This window comes from Variovorax sp. P1_H2 (assembly GCF_056405295.1).
In genome coordinates this window covers 44,176-59,117 of record NZ_JBFUCJ010000019.1, presented here as the reverse complement: position 1 = coordinate 59,117, position 14,942 = coordinate 44,176, and the positions used below count along the sequence as shown (strand labels likewise).

Genomic DNA, 14,942 nt, shown 5'->3' with positions numbered 1-14,942 from the left:
CCCATGGGCAAGCAGATCATCAGTCTCACCATCAACGGCAAGCGCGTAGAGAAGGCGGTCGAGCCGCGCACGCTGCTGATCCACTTCCTGCGCGAGGATTGCCGCCTGACCGGCGCGCACATCGGTTGCGAAACCAGCCATTGCGGCGCCTGCACCGTCGACCTCGACGGCCAGTCGGTCAAGAGCTGCACCCACCTGGCGATCCAGTGCGATGGCTCCGAGGTGCTGACCGTCGAGGGCCTCGCCAAGGGCCCGCTGCTGCATGCGGTGCAGGAGGGCTTCTACAAGGAGCACGGCCTGCAGTGCGGCTTCTGCACGCCCGGCATGCTGATGCGCAGCTACCGCTTCCTGCAGGAGAACCCGAATCCGACCGAAGAGGAAGTGCGTGCCGGCATCGGCGGCAACCTGTGCCGCTGCACCGGCTACCAGAACATCGTCAAGGCCGTCCTGTATGCGGCGGCGAAGCTGCAGCAAACTGAAGAGGTGGCCGCATGAGCGCAGCGCCGGGCCGCTCCCAAGCAAGCTCGCACCGCAGTGCGAAGCACGAAGGTACTCCAGTGAGCACGCACGGCCGCCCGAAGGGCGAATTCCCCCTCGGGGGGACGGCGCGTAGCGCCAAGGGGGTCCAATGAACGCCCCGATCAAGCCCGAACTGCTCGAGCGCACGGCCGCGCTGCAGGGCATGGGCGACAGCCGCCTGCGCAAGGAAGACGCGCGCTTCATCCAGGGCAAGGGCAACTATGTCGACGACATCGAGATGCCCGGCATGCTGCACATGGACATCGTGCGTTCGCCGGTCGCCCATGCGCGCATCAAGAAGATCGACAAGTCCGAGGCGCTGAAGGTGCCCGGCGTGATCGCAGTGCTGACGGCCGAAGACCTGAAGCCGCTCAAGCTGCACTGGATGCCGACCCTGGCCGGCGATGTGCAGGCGGTGCTGGCCGACGAGAAGGTGCACTTCCAGATGCAGGAAGTCGCGGTCGTGATCGCCGAGGACCGCTATGCGGCGGCCGATGGCGTCGAGGCGGTGATCGTCGAGTACGACGAACTGCCGGTGGTGCTCGACCCCTACGCCGCGCTGGCGCCCGATGCGCCGGTGCTGCGCGAGGACCTGGCGGGCAAGACCGAGGGCGCGCATGGCAAGCGCGACCATCCGAACCACATCTTCACCTGGGAGGCGGGCGACAAGGCCGCGGCCGACGCCGCTTTCGACTCGGCGCCGGTGACGGTGAAGGAACGCATCTTCTACCCGCGCGTGCATCCGTGCCCGCTCGAGACCTGCGGCTGCGTGGCCTCCTTCGATCCGGTCCGCGGCGAACTCACGACCTGGATGACCTCGCAGGCGCCGCACGTGGTGCGCACCGTGGTGTCGCTGCTGTCGGGCATTCCGGAGTCGAAGGTGCGCATCGTCTCGCCCGACATCGGCGGCGGCTTCGGCAACAAGGTCGGCGTCTATCCGGGCTACGTCTGCGCGATCGTCGCCAGCATCGTGCTCGGCAAGCCGGTGAAGTGGATCGAGGACCGGATCGAGAACATCTCGAGCACTGCCTTCGCCCGCGACTACCACATGGACGGCGAGATCGCCGCCACGCAAGACGGCAAGATCCTCGGCCTGCGCGTCAACGTGCTCGCCGACCACGGCGCCTTCGACGCCTGCGCCGATCCGACCAAGTACCCGGCCGGCATGTTCCACATCTGCTCGGGCTCCTACGACATCCCGGCGGCCTGGTGCAGCGTGAAGGGCGTGTACACCAACAAGGCGCCCGGCGGCGTGGCCTACCGCTGCTCGTTCCGCGTGACCGAAGCGGTCTACCTGATCGAGCGCATGGTCGACATCCTGGCGCAGCAGCTCGGCATGGACAAGGCCGAGATCCGGGCCAGGAACTTCATCCGCAAGGAGCAGTTTCCCTACACCTCGGCCTTCGGCTTCGAGTACGACTCGGGCGACTACCAGGCGGCGCTGGACAAGGTGCTGGCGGCCTGCGACTACAAGGGGCTGCGGGCCGAACAGGCCGCCAAGCGGGCCGATCCGGACTCGCCAACCTTGATGGGCATCGGCCTGGTCGCCTTCACCGAAGTGGTCGGCGCCGGGCCCAGCAAGATGTGCGACATCCTCGGCGTCGGCATGTTCGACAGCTGCGAGATCCGCATCCACCCGACCGGCAGCGCGATCGCGCGCATGGGCACGATCTCGACCGGCCAGGCGCACGCGACCACCTACGCCCAGATCATCGCCACCGAACTCGGCATCCCCTCGGAGGTGATCCAGGTCGAGGAAGGCGACACCTCCACCGCGCCCTACGGTCTCGGCACCTATGGCTCGCGCTCGACGCCGGTGGGCGGCGCCGCGGTGGCGATGGCCGCGCGGAAGATCCATGCCAAGGCGCGCAAGATCGCCGCCCACCTGCTCGAGGTCGGCGAGAACGACCTCGACTGGGAGATCGACCGCTTCAAGGTCAAGGGCGACGACGCGCGCTTCAAGTCGATGAAGGACATCGCCTGGGCCGCCTACCACCAGGCCCCGCCCGGGCTGGAGCCCGGCCTCGAGGCGGTGCACTACTACGACCCGCCGAACTTCACCTTCCCGTTCGGCGTCTACCTGTGCGTGGTCGACATCGACCGCGGCACCGGCGAGACCAAGGTGCGGCGGTTCTACGCGCTCGACGATTGCGGCACGCGCATCAACCCGATGATCATCGAGGGCCAGATCCATGGCGGGCTGACCGAAGGCTATGCGGTCGCGATGGGCCAGCAGATGCCTTTCGATGCCCAGGGCAACCTGCTGGGCAACACGCTGATGGACTACTTCCTGCCGACCGCGGTCGAGACGCCGAAGTGGGAGACCGACCACACCGTGACGCCGTCGCCGCACCACCCGCTGGGCGCCAAGGGCGTGGCCGAATCGCCGCACGTCGGGTCGATCCCGACCTTTACTTCGGCGGTGGTCGATGCCTTTGCGCACCTCGGCGTCAGGCACATGGTGATGCCGCACAGCGCCTATCGCGTCTGGCAGCAGCTCAAGCAAAGCGGCGTCGCGCTCTGAGGCGCCGCGCCGGATCGGAGACCCATGGAAGTCAAGCTCGACAAACGCTATCCGCTCGACGTCGACGCCCGGCGCGCCTGGAGGCTGCTCGCCGATGTGCCGGCCACGGCCGGCTGCATGCCGGGCGCGGCCATCACCGAGAAGATCGACGACACGCACTACAAGGGCAGCGTCAAGGTCAAGGTCGGGCCGGCCAATGCGGCCTTCGCGGGCGACATCGAAGTGCTGGCGCTCGACGAGGTGCACCAGACGCTGCAGCTGCTGGGCAAGGGTTCGGACCGCGGCGGCTCGTCGGCGTCGATGAACCTCCGGGCCACGATCGAGGCCGGCGAGACGGCCGGCAGCTCGGTGCTGGTGGGCCATGCCGAGGTGATCGTCAACGGCAAGTTCGCGCAATTTGGCGGCCGGCTCATGGTGCAGGTGTCCGACATGCTGCTCGGCCAGTTCGTCGACAACTTCCGCGTGGCGGCGGCCGCCTTGCCGGTGCCGCAGGCGGCCGCCGTCGCGACGACCGCGACCGAGGCCGCGACCGAAGCCGCCGCCATGGCACCGGTCGAGCCGCCGGAGTCCTCGGCGGCCGCACCGGCGGCCGCGACGGTCAAGCCGGACGAGATCAATGCGCTCGCGATCTTCTGGCACCTGCTCAAGGGCTGGGTGGCCGGCCTGTTCGGCAAGCGCGCCTGAGCTTGCCATGACCGACGCCGAGCTGCGAGAGTCGCTCCACCGCGCCGGCTACATCGCCGACGAGAGCCTGGCGACCACGCTGTGGCTGGCCGGCGAGCTCGAGCGGCCGCTGCTGATCGAGGGCGACGCCGGTGTCGGCAAGACGGCGCTGGCCGGCGCGCTGGCCCGGGCCCGGGGACAGGCGCTGGTTCGGCTCCAGTGCCACGAAGGCCTCGACCTGTCGCAGGCCGCCTACGAGTGGAACTACRCCCGCCAGCTGCTGGCGATCCGCCTCGGCGAGACCCAGCCCCAGGGCCTGAAGGAGTCCGACCTGTTCGCGCGCGGCTACCTGCTGGAGCGGCCGCTGCTGCAGGCCATCTCGAGCGAGCAGCCCTGCGTGCTGCTGATCGACGAGATCGATCGCGCCGACGAGGCCTTCGAGGCCTTCCTGCTGGAGGTGCTGGCCGACTACCAGATCACGGTGCCCGAGCTCGGCACGCTGCATGCCAGGCACATCCCGCAGGTGGTGCTGACCAGCAACGGCACGCGCGAGCTGTCGGATGCGCTGCGCCGGCGCTGCCTGTACCACTACCTCGACTATCCGAGCCTGGCGCGCGAGATCGAGATCGTGCGCACCACGCTGCCGGAAGCCGAAGGCGCGCTGGTCGAGCAGGCGGTGGCCTTCGTGCAGCGGCTGCGGCGCGAAGACCTGGCCAAGAAGCCCGGCGTGGCCGAGACGCTGGACTGGGTGCGCGCCCTGCATCGCTTGACTTTCAAGGCGCTGCCCGAGGATCCGCACGCGCTCGCGGCCACGCTGGCCTGCCTGCTGAAAACGCGCGAGGACCGCTTCCAGTTCGGCGAGGATCGCGTGCGGCAGTTGATCGAAGGACGGCGCGCGGTCGGCGTCGCAGAGAAGGCGCCGCAATCGACGGCGGCGCCGACATGAACACCGTGGCGAGCCCGCTCGAGAGCATCGCCGGCTTCGCCGCGCTGCTGCGCGACCACGGCATGAAGGTCGGCATTTCCGAGCAGCAGGCCTTCGTGCAGGCGGCGCTGCGCCTGCCGCTGGAGCGGGCGGCGCGACTCGACCCGGCCTGGCGCGCGATCGCCTGCCACGACGCCAACGACTGGCGTCGCTGGCCCGAGCTGTTCGACAGCTACTGGTATCCGCAGCGCGCCAGGGGCCGCGCCAAGGTCGGCGGCCAGACGCGGCCGAGCCGAAGCCTGCAGCAGGTGGTGCAGAGCCTGCACGAGCGCATGGACGGCGCTGCGCCTTCGGCCCGGCCCGGCGCGGCCGACACCGCGCTCGACGCGCCGCCCGTCGTCGACGACCACGCTGCGCTGCAGCGGGCGCAAGGCGGGGCCAGCCGCACCGACGCGCTGCACGACCGCTCGTTGTCGCAATGGCTGCCGCAAGACCTGACGCAGCTGCAGAGCCTGGCCGAGCGGATCGCGCGGCGGCTGCGCAAGCGCTTGACGCGGCGCTGGCACGACGATGCGCGGGGGCGTCGTCTCGACATTCGGCGCACGCTGCGCGCCAGCCTTCGAACCGGCGGACTGCCGATCCATCCGGCATGGCGCGCCGCGCGGCGGGAATGGCCGCGGCTCTTCATCCTGGTGGACGTCAGCCGGTCGATGGAAACCCATGCCCAGCTTTTCCTGCGCATCGCGCGCGCCTTCGTCGCCGCCATGAACGCACGGGTGTTCGTGTTCCACACCCGGCTGGCCGAGGTCACGCCGCTGCTGCGCAGCGATTCGGCCGCGGTGCAGGAGAAGATCAATGCCGTGACGGCCGGCTTCGGCGGCGGCACCCGCATCGCCACCAGCGTGGCGGACTTCCACGCGGTGCATGCGCGTGCACAGCTGCAGCGCAACGCGCGCGTCTGGGTGCTGTCCGATGGCTTCGATGCCGATCCGCCGGAACGGCTGGCGCAGGAACTGGCGCGCGTGCGGGCGCGCGGTGCACGGGTGCACTGGTTTTATCCGTCCGAGGCGCCGCCGGCATCGCAGGCGATGCAGGCGGTGATCGGGAAACGCGAACTTGTGGACGGTTTTTCGCGTCTCAACAGTCTGCGTGATCTTGCCGATCTCGCGAAGCACCTGCGCTGAATCGCGGGCATCCCCCTGAAGGAGAAGATGACATGAACCACGCCGACACCGTCCTCGAGGCCGCGCGCCGGCTGCAGCAGGCCGGTACGCCCTGCGCGCTGGTCAGCGTCGTGAAGGCGCTGCCGCCCGCGTCCGCGCATCCGGGCGACAAGGCGGTCGTCACCGCCGCCGGCGAGATGCATGGCTGGGTCGGCGGCGGCTGCGCGCAGCCGGCGGTAATCCGCACCGTGCGCCAGGCGCTGGCCGACGGCCGCGCGCGGATGATCCGCATCGCGCCGGCCGAGGAGGGCCACGAACGCGACCTGGGCGACGTGCTCGAGTTCGGCATGGCCTGCCACTCCGGCGGCACGCTGGAGCTGTTCGTCGACCCGCTGCTGCCGCGCGCGGAGCTGGTGGTGATCGGCAGCTCGCCGGTGGCCGCGAGCCTGGTGCAGCTCGGGCCGCGCGTCGGCTTCTCGGTGACGCTGGTCGCCCAGGGCGCGAAGGCGGCGGACCATCCCGATGCCTGCCGGGTCATCGACCGCGACGATGCGGCCACCGTGCTGCCGCAGGTCGGCGCCGGCGCCTGGGTCGTCATCGCGACGCAGGGGCGCCGGGACCTGCAGGCGCTGGGACTGGCGCTGTCGTTGAATGCGCGGCAGGTGTCCTTCGTCGCCAGCGCGCGCAAGGCCCAGGTGCTGAAGGATTCGTTGATCACCGCGGGTGCCGATGCGGCCGCCGTGGCTGCGATCGTGGCTCCGGCGGGCTACCCGATTTCGGCGACGACGCCGGAGGAGATCGCGCTGTCGGTGCTGGCGGCGGTGGTGTCGAACCGACGCCGATCCGCCGCGTCGCCTGCGCATCACCCGGAGGGCGAGCTTGCGCTTCCTCGCCCGGCGGTGGCTGCGCTGCCGGCCAGGTCGCCGTGCTGCGGAGACTGACATGGGCTGCATCCTCAAGGGCGGCGGCGGTCTCTATTCGCGGCTCGTGGTGGGCGCCGTGCTACTGGCCGCAGGGGCCGGCAGACGGCTCGGCGGACGGCCCAAGTCGCTGCTCGAACTCGGCGGCGTGCCGCTGATCCGGCGCCAGCTCATCGCGCTGTCGGGCGCGGGCGTCGACGAGGTGGTCGTGGTGCTCGGCCATCACGCCGAGGCGATCGAGGCGGCGGTGCGCGAATTCCCGGTCACGCTGGCGCGCAACCCGGCGCCGGACGACGGCCAGGCCTCGTCGGTGCGCATCGGCCTGCAGGCGCTTTCGGGCCAGCTCGACGCGGTGGTCGTCGCGCTGGCCGACCAGCCGATGCTCAACGCGCAGGACATCACGGCGCTGATCGGCGCCTTCAAGAAGCGTGGCGAGGCGTCGATGGTGGTGCCCCGCGTGGCCGGCGAGCCGGGCAATCCGGTCATCTTCGAGGCCGGATTGCGCGACCAGTGGCTGGCCGGGGAGGTCGATGGCGCCTGCCGCCGCTGGCGCGAAGCCCATCCGGAGCAGGTGCACTGGCTCGACACCGACAACCAGCGCTATCGCGTCGACATCGACACGCCCGAAGACCTCGAGCGCTTCGCCGAGCGAACCGGTCACGTGCTGCGCTGGCCTGCGGCCGCAATGGCTTGAAACCGCACGGGCGAGGTGTGGATCGTCGAGACGCCGGCGGAGACCTTCCGCGCCAGGCATCTGATCAGCGCCACCGGCGCCCACAACCGCCCGTTTGTTCCCGAGCCCGAACGTGAATCCATCGAATTGCGTGAACTGCACTCTTCTCAGCTCCGCGAACCGGCGGATCTGACAGGTCGAGACGTGGTGGTGGTCGGCGGCGGTGCGTCGGCCTATGACTTGCTCGACCTGTGCTTCGAGTACGAAGCCCGCCGCGTCATCTGGGTCTATCGACACGCGCGGTGGATGATGCCGACACTCAAGCCCAAGAGCGTGGCGGGCAGCCCGCGCGGTTTGGCCAGGGCCCAGATGGAAGGCCTCCGGCTCGCCTTTGCTCATCCGGAAGACCAGCCGCTTCCGATTCCGGACTGACGAGATCGTGCAAGAGTTTCCAACTCGGCGGCATCGTCGTAGGATCAACGAGGAGGGGCGCCGGCATTCAAGGTTGCAACTGCGCCTCTCGCAACCGTCATGGAGAAGCGCCATGCCTACGTACCAGTATCGTTGCGTGAAGTGCGGTGAGGTTTTCGACCACATCGAACACGTCGCCGAGCATGAGACTGCCCGCTTGCAATGCCCGAAGTGCGGCAGTGATGCCGTTCAGCACCAGCCGACGCAGTTCTTTGCGAAAACATCCAAGAAGAGCTAGGCCGATACCGGCTGCATGAAGCAATGCTTCGATAGATTGCGAGTGCCTGCGCGACTCGGACGGCAGGTGGCGCGTCACGCGAGGTCGAGCGTTGTGCCGGCCTGCGACAAGTGATACGGTCGGCCTTGCGCTCTTCAACTGGACGACACCCAAAGGAGATGTTCCATGGGAGACCAGAGACGCCCCTTGCAGCCGGGCGAGCTTGCGCCCGCGTTCACGCTTCCCGCGGCCAACATCGAAGGAATGGTCTCCCTGGACAGCTTGCGCGGTCGCCCGTTCCTGATCGGCTTCTATCGCGGGCTGCATTGCCCGTTCTGCCGGCGCCAGGTGCTGCAGCTTGCCGGCGTACAGGCGCCCTTGCGCGCAATGGGGGTCGAGACCTTCGCCGTGATCAACACGCCGGTGGAACACGCCAGCCTGTATTTTCGCCATCGGCCGACGCCGGTCACGCTGCTGTGCGACCCGGATTGCCTCACGCACCGGGCCTTCGGCGTGCCGTATCTCGAGTTCCTGCCCGACGGCAGCAGCGAGCGCCCCGAATGGCCCTATCGCGCAAGCATGGCGCAATTCGAGGCGGCGCGAATCAATCCTGGCGGTGTGTTGCCGGAACCGATGCAGCCGATGGAAGCGAACACCGCACTCAACGCCAAGGACGGGTTCGAGCTTGACGAAACCGACGATGCCGTCTTCGCGAGCCACGGCACTCAGCTGGTCGGACACTTCCTGGTCGACGCGGCCGGCAGGGTCCGCTGGGTGCAGATCGAGGCGCGCGACGGGCCGAACAGCCTTTGCATTTTTCCGGATTCGGCGCAGATCGTCGCCGCCGCCGGCAGCCTTGCAGATTGACCTGCAGCGGACCGTCCGGCGCGTGCGTCGCCCGTCAGCGCACAAACGGTAAAAACGGCGCCACATTGTTCAAGCCGGCGAGGTCTGCGTGCCGTAGCCTCGGGCAACTTCCCATCGCAGACCTGCTCTGCTTCTCGAAAGGACCCCGCCATGCCGATCACCGCCAAGCCCACCCCGGGCGCCAAGCTCCTCACGCCGACCGACCACACGCTGATCATGATCGACTTCCAGTCGCAGATGGCCTTCGCGACGCACTCGATCGATGCCGTCACGCTGCGCAACAATGCGGCGCTGGTGGCGCATTCGGCCGCCGGCTTCGGGGCCTCGACCATCCTCACGACGGTGGCCGAGAAGAGCTTCTCGGGCCCGATGTTCGACGAGATCAAGGCCGCCTTCCCCGAGCAGGCAATGCTCGACCGAACCTCCATGAACACCTGGGAGGACGCCGCCGTGATCCAGAAGGTCAACGAGATCGGCAAGTCGCGCATCGTGCTGTGCGGGCTCTGGACCGGGGTCTGCATCGTCGGCCCGGCGCTGTCGGCGCTCGACCAGGGCTTCGAGGTCTTCGTGATCGCCGACGCCTGCGGCGACGTCTCGGCCGAGGCCCACAACCGGGCGATGGACCGCATGGTGCAGGCCGGCGCCCAGCCCATGACCTCGTTGCAGTACCTGCTGGAGTTGCAGCGCGACTGGGCCCGSACCGGCACCTACGACATGACCACCGGCATCGCGAAGAAGTTCGGCGGCGCCTACGGCCTGGGCATCATCTACGCCAAGACCATGTTCGGCGCCCACGAAGGCTGAACCGGAGCCACGCGAATGAAGCCCTACCTCGTTTCGTTGGCGCTCGGCGTGCTGGTGGGCGTCATCTACGCGCTCTTCAGCGTGCGCTCGCCGGCGCCGCCGATCATCGCGCTGGTCGGCCTGCTGGGCATCCTGGCCGGCGAGCAGCTGCCGCCGCTGGYCAAGCGCCTGTTCGACCGCAGCCCGACATCGACCTCCTGGCTGCAGCACCAGGTCAAGCCGCACATGTTCGGGCGCCTGCCCGAATGCGCCAAGGAAGCGCTCCCGCCGACCGCGGGCGCTGCCGTCGCCAGTGGGGAGCAGGGCCGTGGCTGAGTCGCCGTCGCTGGTCCTCCACAACGGGCGCATCACCACGCTGGACCGTGCCAACCCGGTCGCCAGCGCGGTGGCCGTCACCGACGGCCGCTTCAGCCGTGTCGGCCGCGACGAGGACGTCCTGCCGCTGGCCGGCCCCGCGACCCGCGTGATCGACCTCCAGGGCCGGCCGGTGCTGCCGGGCTTGATCGACAACCACCTGCACATCATCCGCGGCGGCCTCAACTTCAACCTCGAACTGCGCTGGGACGGCGTGCGCAGCCTGGCCGACGCGATGGGCATGCTCAAGCGCCAGGTAGCGATCACGCCGGCGCCGCAATGGGTGCGCGTGGTGGGCGGCTTCAGCGAGCACCAGTTCGCCGAGAAGCGGCTGCCGACCCTCGACGAGCTCAATGCCGTGGCGCCCGACACGCCGGTGTTCCTGCTGCACCTGTACGACCGCGCCCTGCTCAACGGCGCGGCCCTGCGCGCGGTCGGCTACACGCGCGAGACGCCGGCGCCGCCGGGCGGCGAGATCGTGCGCGACAGCGCCGGCAACCCGACCGGGCTGCTGCTGGCCAAGCCGAACGCGAGCATCCTGTATGCGACGCTGGCCAAGGGGCCGAAGCTGCCCTTCGACTACCAGCTCAACTCGACGCGCCACTTCATGCGCGAGCTCAACCGGCTCGGCGTCACCGGCGCCATCGACGCCGGCGGCGGCTTCCAGAACTTCCCCGAGGACTACCAGGTCATCCAGCAGCTGGCCGACGCCGGCCAACTGACCATTCGGCTGGCCTACAACCTGTTCACGCAGAAGCCCAAGCAGGAGAAGCAGGACTTCCTGAACTGGACCGCAATGTCCAACTACAAGCAGGGCGACGACTACTTCCGCCACAACGGCGCCGGCGAGATGCTGGTGTTCTCGGCCGCCGACTTCGAGGACTTCCGCCAGCCGCGTCCCGACATGGGGCCCGAGATGGAGGGCGATCTCGAGGAGGTGGTGCGCGTGCTGGTGCAGAACCGCTGGCCATGGCGCATGCACGCCACCTACGACGAGACCATCGAGCGTGCGCTCGACGTCTTCGAGAAGGTGAACCGCGACACGCCGCTGGCCGGGCTGAACTGGTTCTTCGACCACTGCGAGACCATCTCCGAGAAGTCGATCGACCGCATCGCGGCGCTCGGCGGCGGCATCGCGGTGCAGCACCGCATGGCCTACCAGGGCGAATACTTCGTCGAGCGCTACGGCGCGGCGGCGGCCGAGGCGACGCCGCCGGTCAAGCGCATGCTCGAGAAGGGCGTGAAGGTCTCGGCCGGCACCGACGCCACGCGGGTGGCTTCCTACAACCCCTGGGTGTCGCTGTCGTGGCTGGTCACGGGCAAGACCGTCGGCGGCCTGCAGATCACGCCGCAGCGCAACTGCCTGGACCGCGAGGCGGCGCTGCGCATGTGGACCGAGCACGTGACCTGGTTCTCCAACGAGGTCGGCAAGAAGGGCCGGATCGAGGCCGGGCAGCTGGCCGACCTGATCGTGCCCGACCGCGACTTCTTCGCCTGCCCCGAGTCCGAGATCGCCGACACCACGGCGCTGCTCACGGTGGTGGGCGGCAAGGTGGTCTACGGTGCCGGCGACTTCGCGGTGCACGATGACGGCGCGCCGCCGCCGGCGATGCCGGACTGGTCGCCGGTGCGCCGCTTCGGCGGCTACGCGGGCTGGGGCGATGCCGAGGGCGCGCCGCTGCAGGCCACGCTGCGCCAGGCGGCCCAGGCCTGTGGCTGCGCCAACGACTGCAACGTGCACGGCCATCGGCATGCCACGGCCTGGAGCAGCCGGCTGCCCGTGGCCGACCTCCAGAGCTTCTGGGGCGCGCTCGGCTGCGCCTGCTGGGCGGTTTGAGGATGCAGGCGCTTCGCCGTCTCTTCACCGTGCGGGCCGTGCACTGGCTCGCGCTGTTGTTGCTGTGCGCAGCCTACCTGCAGGGCGCCTTCGACAAAGCCACCGACTTCGCGTCGGCGATCGCCGAGATGCAGCACTTCGGCCTCGCGCCGGCGGCGCCGCTGGCCGTGGCCGTCATCGCCTTCGAGTTCGGCGCCTCGCTGATGATCCTGACCGGCTTCCACCGCTGGCTCGGCGCGCTGGGGCTGGCCGGTTTCACGCTCATGGCCACCTTCGTGGCCAACCGTTTCTGGGAGCTCGGGCCGCCCGATCGCTTCATGGCGGCCAATGCCTTCTTCGAACACTGGGGGCTCGTCGGCGGCTTCCTGCTGGTCGCCTGGCATGATCTGCGGGCACCCGATGCGCACTGACCCATCGACCCCGGCCTCTGCCGCTGCCGCCACGAGCGGCAGCTTCGCACCGCTGCGCCAGCCCGTGTTCGCGGTGCTGTGGGCAGCCACCGTGCTGGGCAACGTCGGCAGCTTCATGCGCGACGTCGCCAGCGCCTGGATGGTCACCGAGCTGTCGGCCAGCCCGACCGCGGTGGCCTTGGTGCAGACCGCCGCCACGCTGCCGATCTTCCTGCTGGCGATTCCGGCCGGCGTGCTGTCGGACATCCTCGACCGGCGCCGCTTCCTGATCTTCATCCAGTTCGCGCTGGCCGCGGTCAGCGGCACGCTGCTGCTGCTCGCGAGCACCAAGGCGCTGACGGTCGAATACCTGATCGCGCTGACTTTCGTCGGCGGCATCGGCGCCGCGCTGATGGGGCCGACCTGGCAGTCGATCGTGCCCGAACTGGTGCCGCGCGCCGACCTCAAGAACGCGGTGGCGCTGAATTCGCTCGGCATCAACATCGCGCGCGCCATCGGCCCGGCCGCCGGCGGCCTGCTGCTGGCGAGTTTCGGCGCCGCCACGGCCTACGGCGCCGATGTGCTGAGCTACGTGTTCGTGATTGCGGCGCTGCTGTGGTGGAAGCGGCCGCCGACGCCCGACAGCGGCCTGACGGAGCAGTTCTTCGGCGCCTTCCGGGCCGGCCTGCGCTACGCCCGCGCCAGCCGCGAGCTGCACGTGGTGCTGCTGCGCGCGGCCGTGTTCTTCCTTTTCGCAAGCTCGGTCTGGGCCTTGCTGCCGCTGGTGGCGCGCCGGATGCTGGGCGGCACGGCCGGCTTCTACGGCCTGATGCTGGGCGCGGTCGGCGTCGGGGCGATCCTCGGTGCCTTGCTGCTGCCCAGGCTGCGCACCAAGCTCGACGCCGACGGCCTGGTGCTGCTCGCATCGCTGCTGTCGGCGCTGGTGATGGCGGTGCTCGCGAGCGCACCGCCGCAATGGCTGGCGGTCCTGCTCATGCTGCTGCTGGGCAGCGGCTGGATCATCGCGCTCACCACGCTCAACGGCGTGGCCCAGGGGGTGCTGCCGAACTGGGTGCGCGGCCGGGGCCTGGCGATCTACCTGACCGTCTTCAACGGCGCCATGGCCGCGGGCAGTCTGGGCTGGGGGCTGGTGGCGCAGACGATCGGCGTGCCGGTCACCTTGCTGGTCGGTGCCGCCGGGTTGACGGCAGTGGCCTTCGCATTCCATCGCATCCGGCTGCCGACCGGCGAGGCCGACCTGCAGGCCTCCAACCACTGGCCCGAACCCTTGCTCGACGAGCCGGTCGCGAACGACCGCGGGCCGGTCATGGTGCAGATCGAATACCGCATCCGCAAGGAAGACCGGCCGGCCTTCCTGCAGGCGCTGAAGGCCCTATCGCTGGAACGCCGGCGCGACGGCGCCTACGCCTGGGGCATCACCGAGCACACCCACGAGCCCGAGCGCCTGATGGAGTGGTTCCTGGTCGAGTCGTGGGCCGAGCACCTGCGCCAGCACCAGCGCGTGTCGAAGGCCGATGCCGACCTGCAGCACGAGGCGGTGCGCTTCCACATCGGGCCCGAGGCGCCGGTGGTCCACCATTTCCTGGCGCTGGACTGAAACCCACCACGGTCCGCCAGGACGGCCGCGGTGCTGTGAGTCTGGCTATGGGCGGGAGGCCGCCGACGCCGCCCGCTGCGTGAACGACAGCGCCAGGAAATCCACGAAGGCCCGCACCCGGGCCGCAAGCTGGTGCCGTTGCGGATACACCGCGTAGATGTCGGCGTCCGGCGTGAAGTACTGCGGCAGCACGTGCACCAGACGGCCGTTGCGAAGGTAGCGTTCGATGTCCCACTCGGCCCGCATCAGGATGCCATGGCCATCAAGGGCCCAGTTCACCGCGATCTCGCCGTCGTTGGTGCTCAGGTTTCCCCGCGTCTTCACCGCTTCGTGGCTCGCATTCCGGCCCCTCCCGCTGGCAAGGCGCCAGACACCGTAAGCCTCCTCGCCTTGGCGGATCCCGATGCAGTTGTGCTTGACCAGATCGCTGGGGACCTTCGGGATTCCGTGCTTCGCCAGGTAGGCCGGCGCCGCGCACAGCAGGCGCCGGTTGGCCGCGATGTGCCTGGCGATCACCCGACTGTCCGGTGGAGCGCCGAAGCGCACGCAGACGTCGAACAGATCCTCGGTCGGAGCGGGCGGGTTGACGGAGAGTTGCAGCTGAACCTCGACTTCGGGGTACTTGCGAACGAAGCTCGAGATCAGCGGCGCCACGTGGCTGCGGCCAAAGCCCAGCGTCGCATTCACCCGCAGCAGGCCCTTGGGCCTCGCCTTCGAAACCCCGAGAAGCTCCTCCATCCCGTCGATCTCGCCAAGGATCCGGCGGGCATGCTCCAGGTACAGCTCGCCTTCAGGCGTCAGGCTCATGCGGCGCGTCGACCGATTGACCAGCAAGACCCCGACCCTCGACTCCATCAAGGCCAGGTGCTTGCTCACGGCAGGGGTGGTGACGCCGAGCTCGCGCGCGGCTGCGCTCAGGCTTCCAGCGCTCGCCAGCGTCGAAAAGAAGCCCAGATCGGCCGGCAGGATGGCGTTGGTCATGGCGGCTCCACTGTTGA

The 14,942-nt window shown here is 69.3% G+C and carries 16 protein-coding genes; 15 read left to right on the top strand and 1 reads right to left on the bottom strand.

Translation table 11 applies throughout. The features are described 5' to 3' along the window. The first annotated feature begins 3 nt into the window (after nucleotides 1-3). From AC1D2E_RS09595 to AC1D2E_RS09525, 15 genes are all read left to right on the top strand, one after another. The gene (locus tag AC1D2E_RS09595) at nucleotides 4-495 is read left to right on the top strand and encodes a (2Fe-2S)-binding protein (protein ID WP_478197193.1); all 492 of its coding nucleotides are present in this window, start codon (nucleotides 4-6) and stop codon (nucleotides 493-495) included. Nucleotides 496-628: 133 nt separating this feature from the next. Next, entirely contained in the window at nucleotides 629-3,043 is a 2,415-nt protein-coding gene (locus AC1D2E_RS09590; RefSeq protein WP_478197192.1) for an aerobic carbon-monoxide dehydrogenase large subunit, read from the top strand. 24 nt (nucleotides 3,044-3,067) lie between these two features. Then, nucleotides 3,068-3,727: an SRPBCC family protein gene (locus AC1D2E_RS09585; RefSeq protein WP_478197191.1), complete on the top strand. Its 660-nt coding sequence runs from the start codon at nucleotides 3,068-3,070 to the stop codon at nucleotides 3,725-3,727. A gap of 7 nt (nucleotides 3,728-3,734) precedes the next feature. Continuing rightward, the gene (locus tag AC1D2E_RS09580; protein WP_478197190.1) at nucleotides 3,735-4,652 is read left to right on the top strand and encodes an AAA family ATPase; all 918 of its coding nucleotides are present in this window, start codon (nucleotides 3,735-3,737) and stop codon (nucleotides 4,650-4,652) included. Next, complete coding sequence (locus tag AC1D2E_RS09575) at nucleotides 4,649-5,815, top strand: vWA domain-containing protein (protein ID WP_478197189.1); 1,167 nt, start codon at nucleotides 4,649-4,651, stop codon at nucleotides 5,813-5,815. Before AC1D2E_RS09580 ends, AC1D2E_RS09575 begins: the two co-directional genes overlap by 4 nt. A 32-nt stretch (nucleotides 5,816-5,847) precedes the next feature. Then, nucleotides 5,848-6,735: an XdhC family protein gene (locus AC1D2E_RS09570; protein WP_478197188.1), complete on the top strand. Its 888-nt coding sequence runs from the start codon at nucleotides 5,848-5,850 to the stop codon at nucleotides 6,733-6,735. A 1-nt stretch (nucleotide 6,736) separates the two neighbouring features. Beyond that, nucleotides 6,737-7,408 (top strand): nucleotidyltransferase family protein, encoded by a 672-nt coding sequence (locus tag AC1D2E_RS09565; protein ID WP_478197187.1) that lies wholly within the window; start codon nucleotides 6,737-6,739, stop codon nucleotides 7,406-7,408. A 15-nt stretch (nucleotides 7,409-7,423) separates the two neighbouring features. Then, nucleotides 7,424-7,819, top strand: coding sequence for an NAD(P)-binding domain-containing protein (locus AC1D2E_RS09560; protein WP_478197186.1), 396 nt, complete (start codon nucleotides 7,424-7,426; stop codon nucleotides 7,817-7,819). A 112-nt stretch (nucleotides 7,820-7,931) separates the two neighbouring features. Continuing rightward, complete coding sequence (locus tag AC1D2E_RS09555; RefSeq protein WP_478175966.1) at nucleotides 7,932-8,096, top strand: FmdB family zinc ribbon protein; 165 nt, start codon at nucleotides 7,932-7,934, stop codon at nucleotides 8,094-8,096. A 186-nt stretch (nucleotides 8,097-8,282) separates the two neighbouring features. After that, complete coding sequence (locus AC1D2E_RS09550; RefSeq protein ID WP_478197185.1) at nucleotides 8,283-8,942, top strand: redoxin domain-containing protein; 660 nt, start codon at nucleotides 8,283-8,285, stop codon at nucleotides 8,940-8,942. A gap of 150 nt (nucleotides 8,943-9,092) precedes the next feature. After that, a complete protein-coding gene (locus tag AC1D2E_RS09545) occupies nucleotides 9,093-9,746 on the top strand; it encodes a hydrolase (protein WP_478197184.1) in 654 nt (217 codons plus the stop codon). Between the two features lie 15 nt (nucleotides 9,747-9,761). Beyond that, nucleotides 9,762-10,061, top strand: coding sequence for a XapX domain-containing protein (locus tag AC1D2E_RS09540; protein WP_478197183.1), 300 nt, complete (start codon nucleotides 9,762-9,764; stop codon nucleotides 10,059-10,061). Beyond that, the gene (locus AC1D2E_RS09535; protein WP_478197182.1) at nucleotides 10,054-11,937 is read left to right on the top strand and encodes an amidohydrolase; all 1,884 of its coding nucleotides are present in this window, start codon (nucleotides 10,054-10,056) and stop codon (nucleotides 11,935-11,937) included. Before AC1D2E_RS09540 ends, AC1D2E_RS09535 begins: the two co-directional genes overlap by 8 nt. Nucleotides 11,938-11,939: 2 nt before the next feature. Beyond that, complete coding sequence (locus AC1D2E_RS09530; RefSeq protein ID WP_478197181.1) at nucleotides 11,940-12,347, top strand: DoxX family protein; 408 nt, start codon at nucleotides 11,940-11,942, stop codon at nucleotides 12,345-12,347. After that, the gene (locus tag AC1D2E_RS09525; protein ID WP_478197180.1) at nucleotides 12,337-13,944 is read left to right on the top strand and encodes an MFS transporter; all 1,608 of its coding nucleotides are present in this window, start codon (nucleotides 12,337-12,339) and stop codon (nucleotides 13,942-13,944) included. The genes AC1D2E_RS09530 and AC1D2E_RS09525 overlap by 11 nt, the downstream gene beginning before the upstream one ends. 45 nt (nucleotides 13,945-13,989) lie before the next feature. Here the strand turns inward: AC1D2E_RS09525 and AC1D2E_RS09520 are convergent, their stop codons facing one another. After that, on the bottom strand, nucleotides 13,990-14,925 hold the full coding sequence (locus AC1D2E_RS09520; RefSeq protein ID WP_478197179.1) for a LysR substrate-binding domain-containing protein: 936 nt from the start codon (nucleotides 14,923-14,925) through the stop codon (nucleotides 13,990-13,992). Nucleotides 14,926-14,942: the final 17 nt, after the last annotated feature.

Bases quoted from the DNA above. Each gene is read 5' to 3' on its own strand.
- AC1D2E_RS09595 (WP_478197193.1), top strand. From the start codon at position 4: ATGGGCAAGCAGATCATCAGTCTCACCATCAACGGCAAGCGCGTAGAG.
- AC1D2E_RS09525 (WP_478197180.1), top strand. From the start codon at position 12,337: ATGCGCACTGACCCATCGACCCCGGCCTCTGCCGCTGCCGCCACGAGC.
- AC1D2E_RS09520 (WP_478197179.1), bottom strand. From the start codon at position 14,925: ATGACCAACGCCATCCTGCCGGCCGATCTGGGCTTCTTTTCGACGCTG.
- AC1D2E_RS09590 (WP_478197192.1), top strand. From the start codon at position 629: ATGAACGCCCCGATCAAGCCCGAACTGCTCGAGCGCACGGCCGCGCTG.
- AC1D2E_RS09530 (WP_478197181.1), top strand. From the start codon at position 11,940: ATGCAGGCGCTTCGCCGTCTCTTCACCGTGCGGGCCGTGCACTGGCTC.
- AC1D2E_RS09570 (WP_478197188.1), top strand. From the start codon at position 5,848: ATGAACCACGCCGACACCGTCCTCGAGGCCGCGCGCCGGCTGCAGCAG.
- AC1D2E_RS09575 (WP_478197189.1), top strand. From the start codon at position 4,649: ATGAACACCGTGGCGAGCCCGCTCGAGAGCATCGCCGGCTTCGCCGCG.
- AC1D2E_RS09555 (WP_478175966.1), top strand. From the start codon at position 7,932: ATGCCTACGTACCAGTATCGTTGCGTGAAGTGCGGTGAGGTTTTCGAC.
- AC1D2E_RS09585 (WP_478197191.1), top strand. From the start codon at position 3,068: ATGGAAGTCAAGCTCGACAAACGCTATCCGCTCGACGTCGACGCCCGG.
- AC1D2E_RS09565 (WP_478197187.1), top strand. From the start codon at position 6,737: ATGGGCTGCATCCTCAAGGGCGGCGGCGGTCTCTATTCGCGGCTCGTG.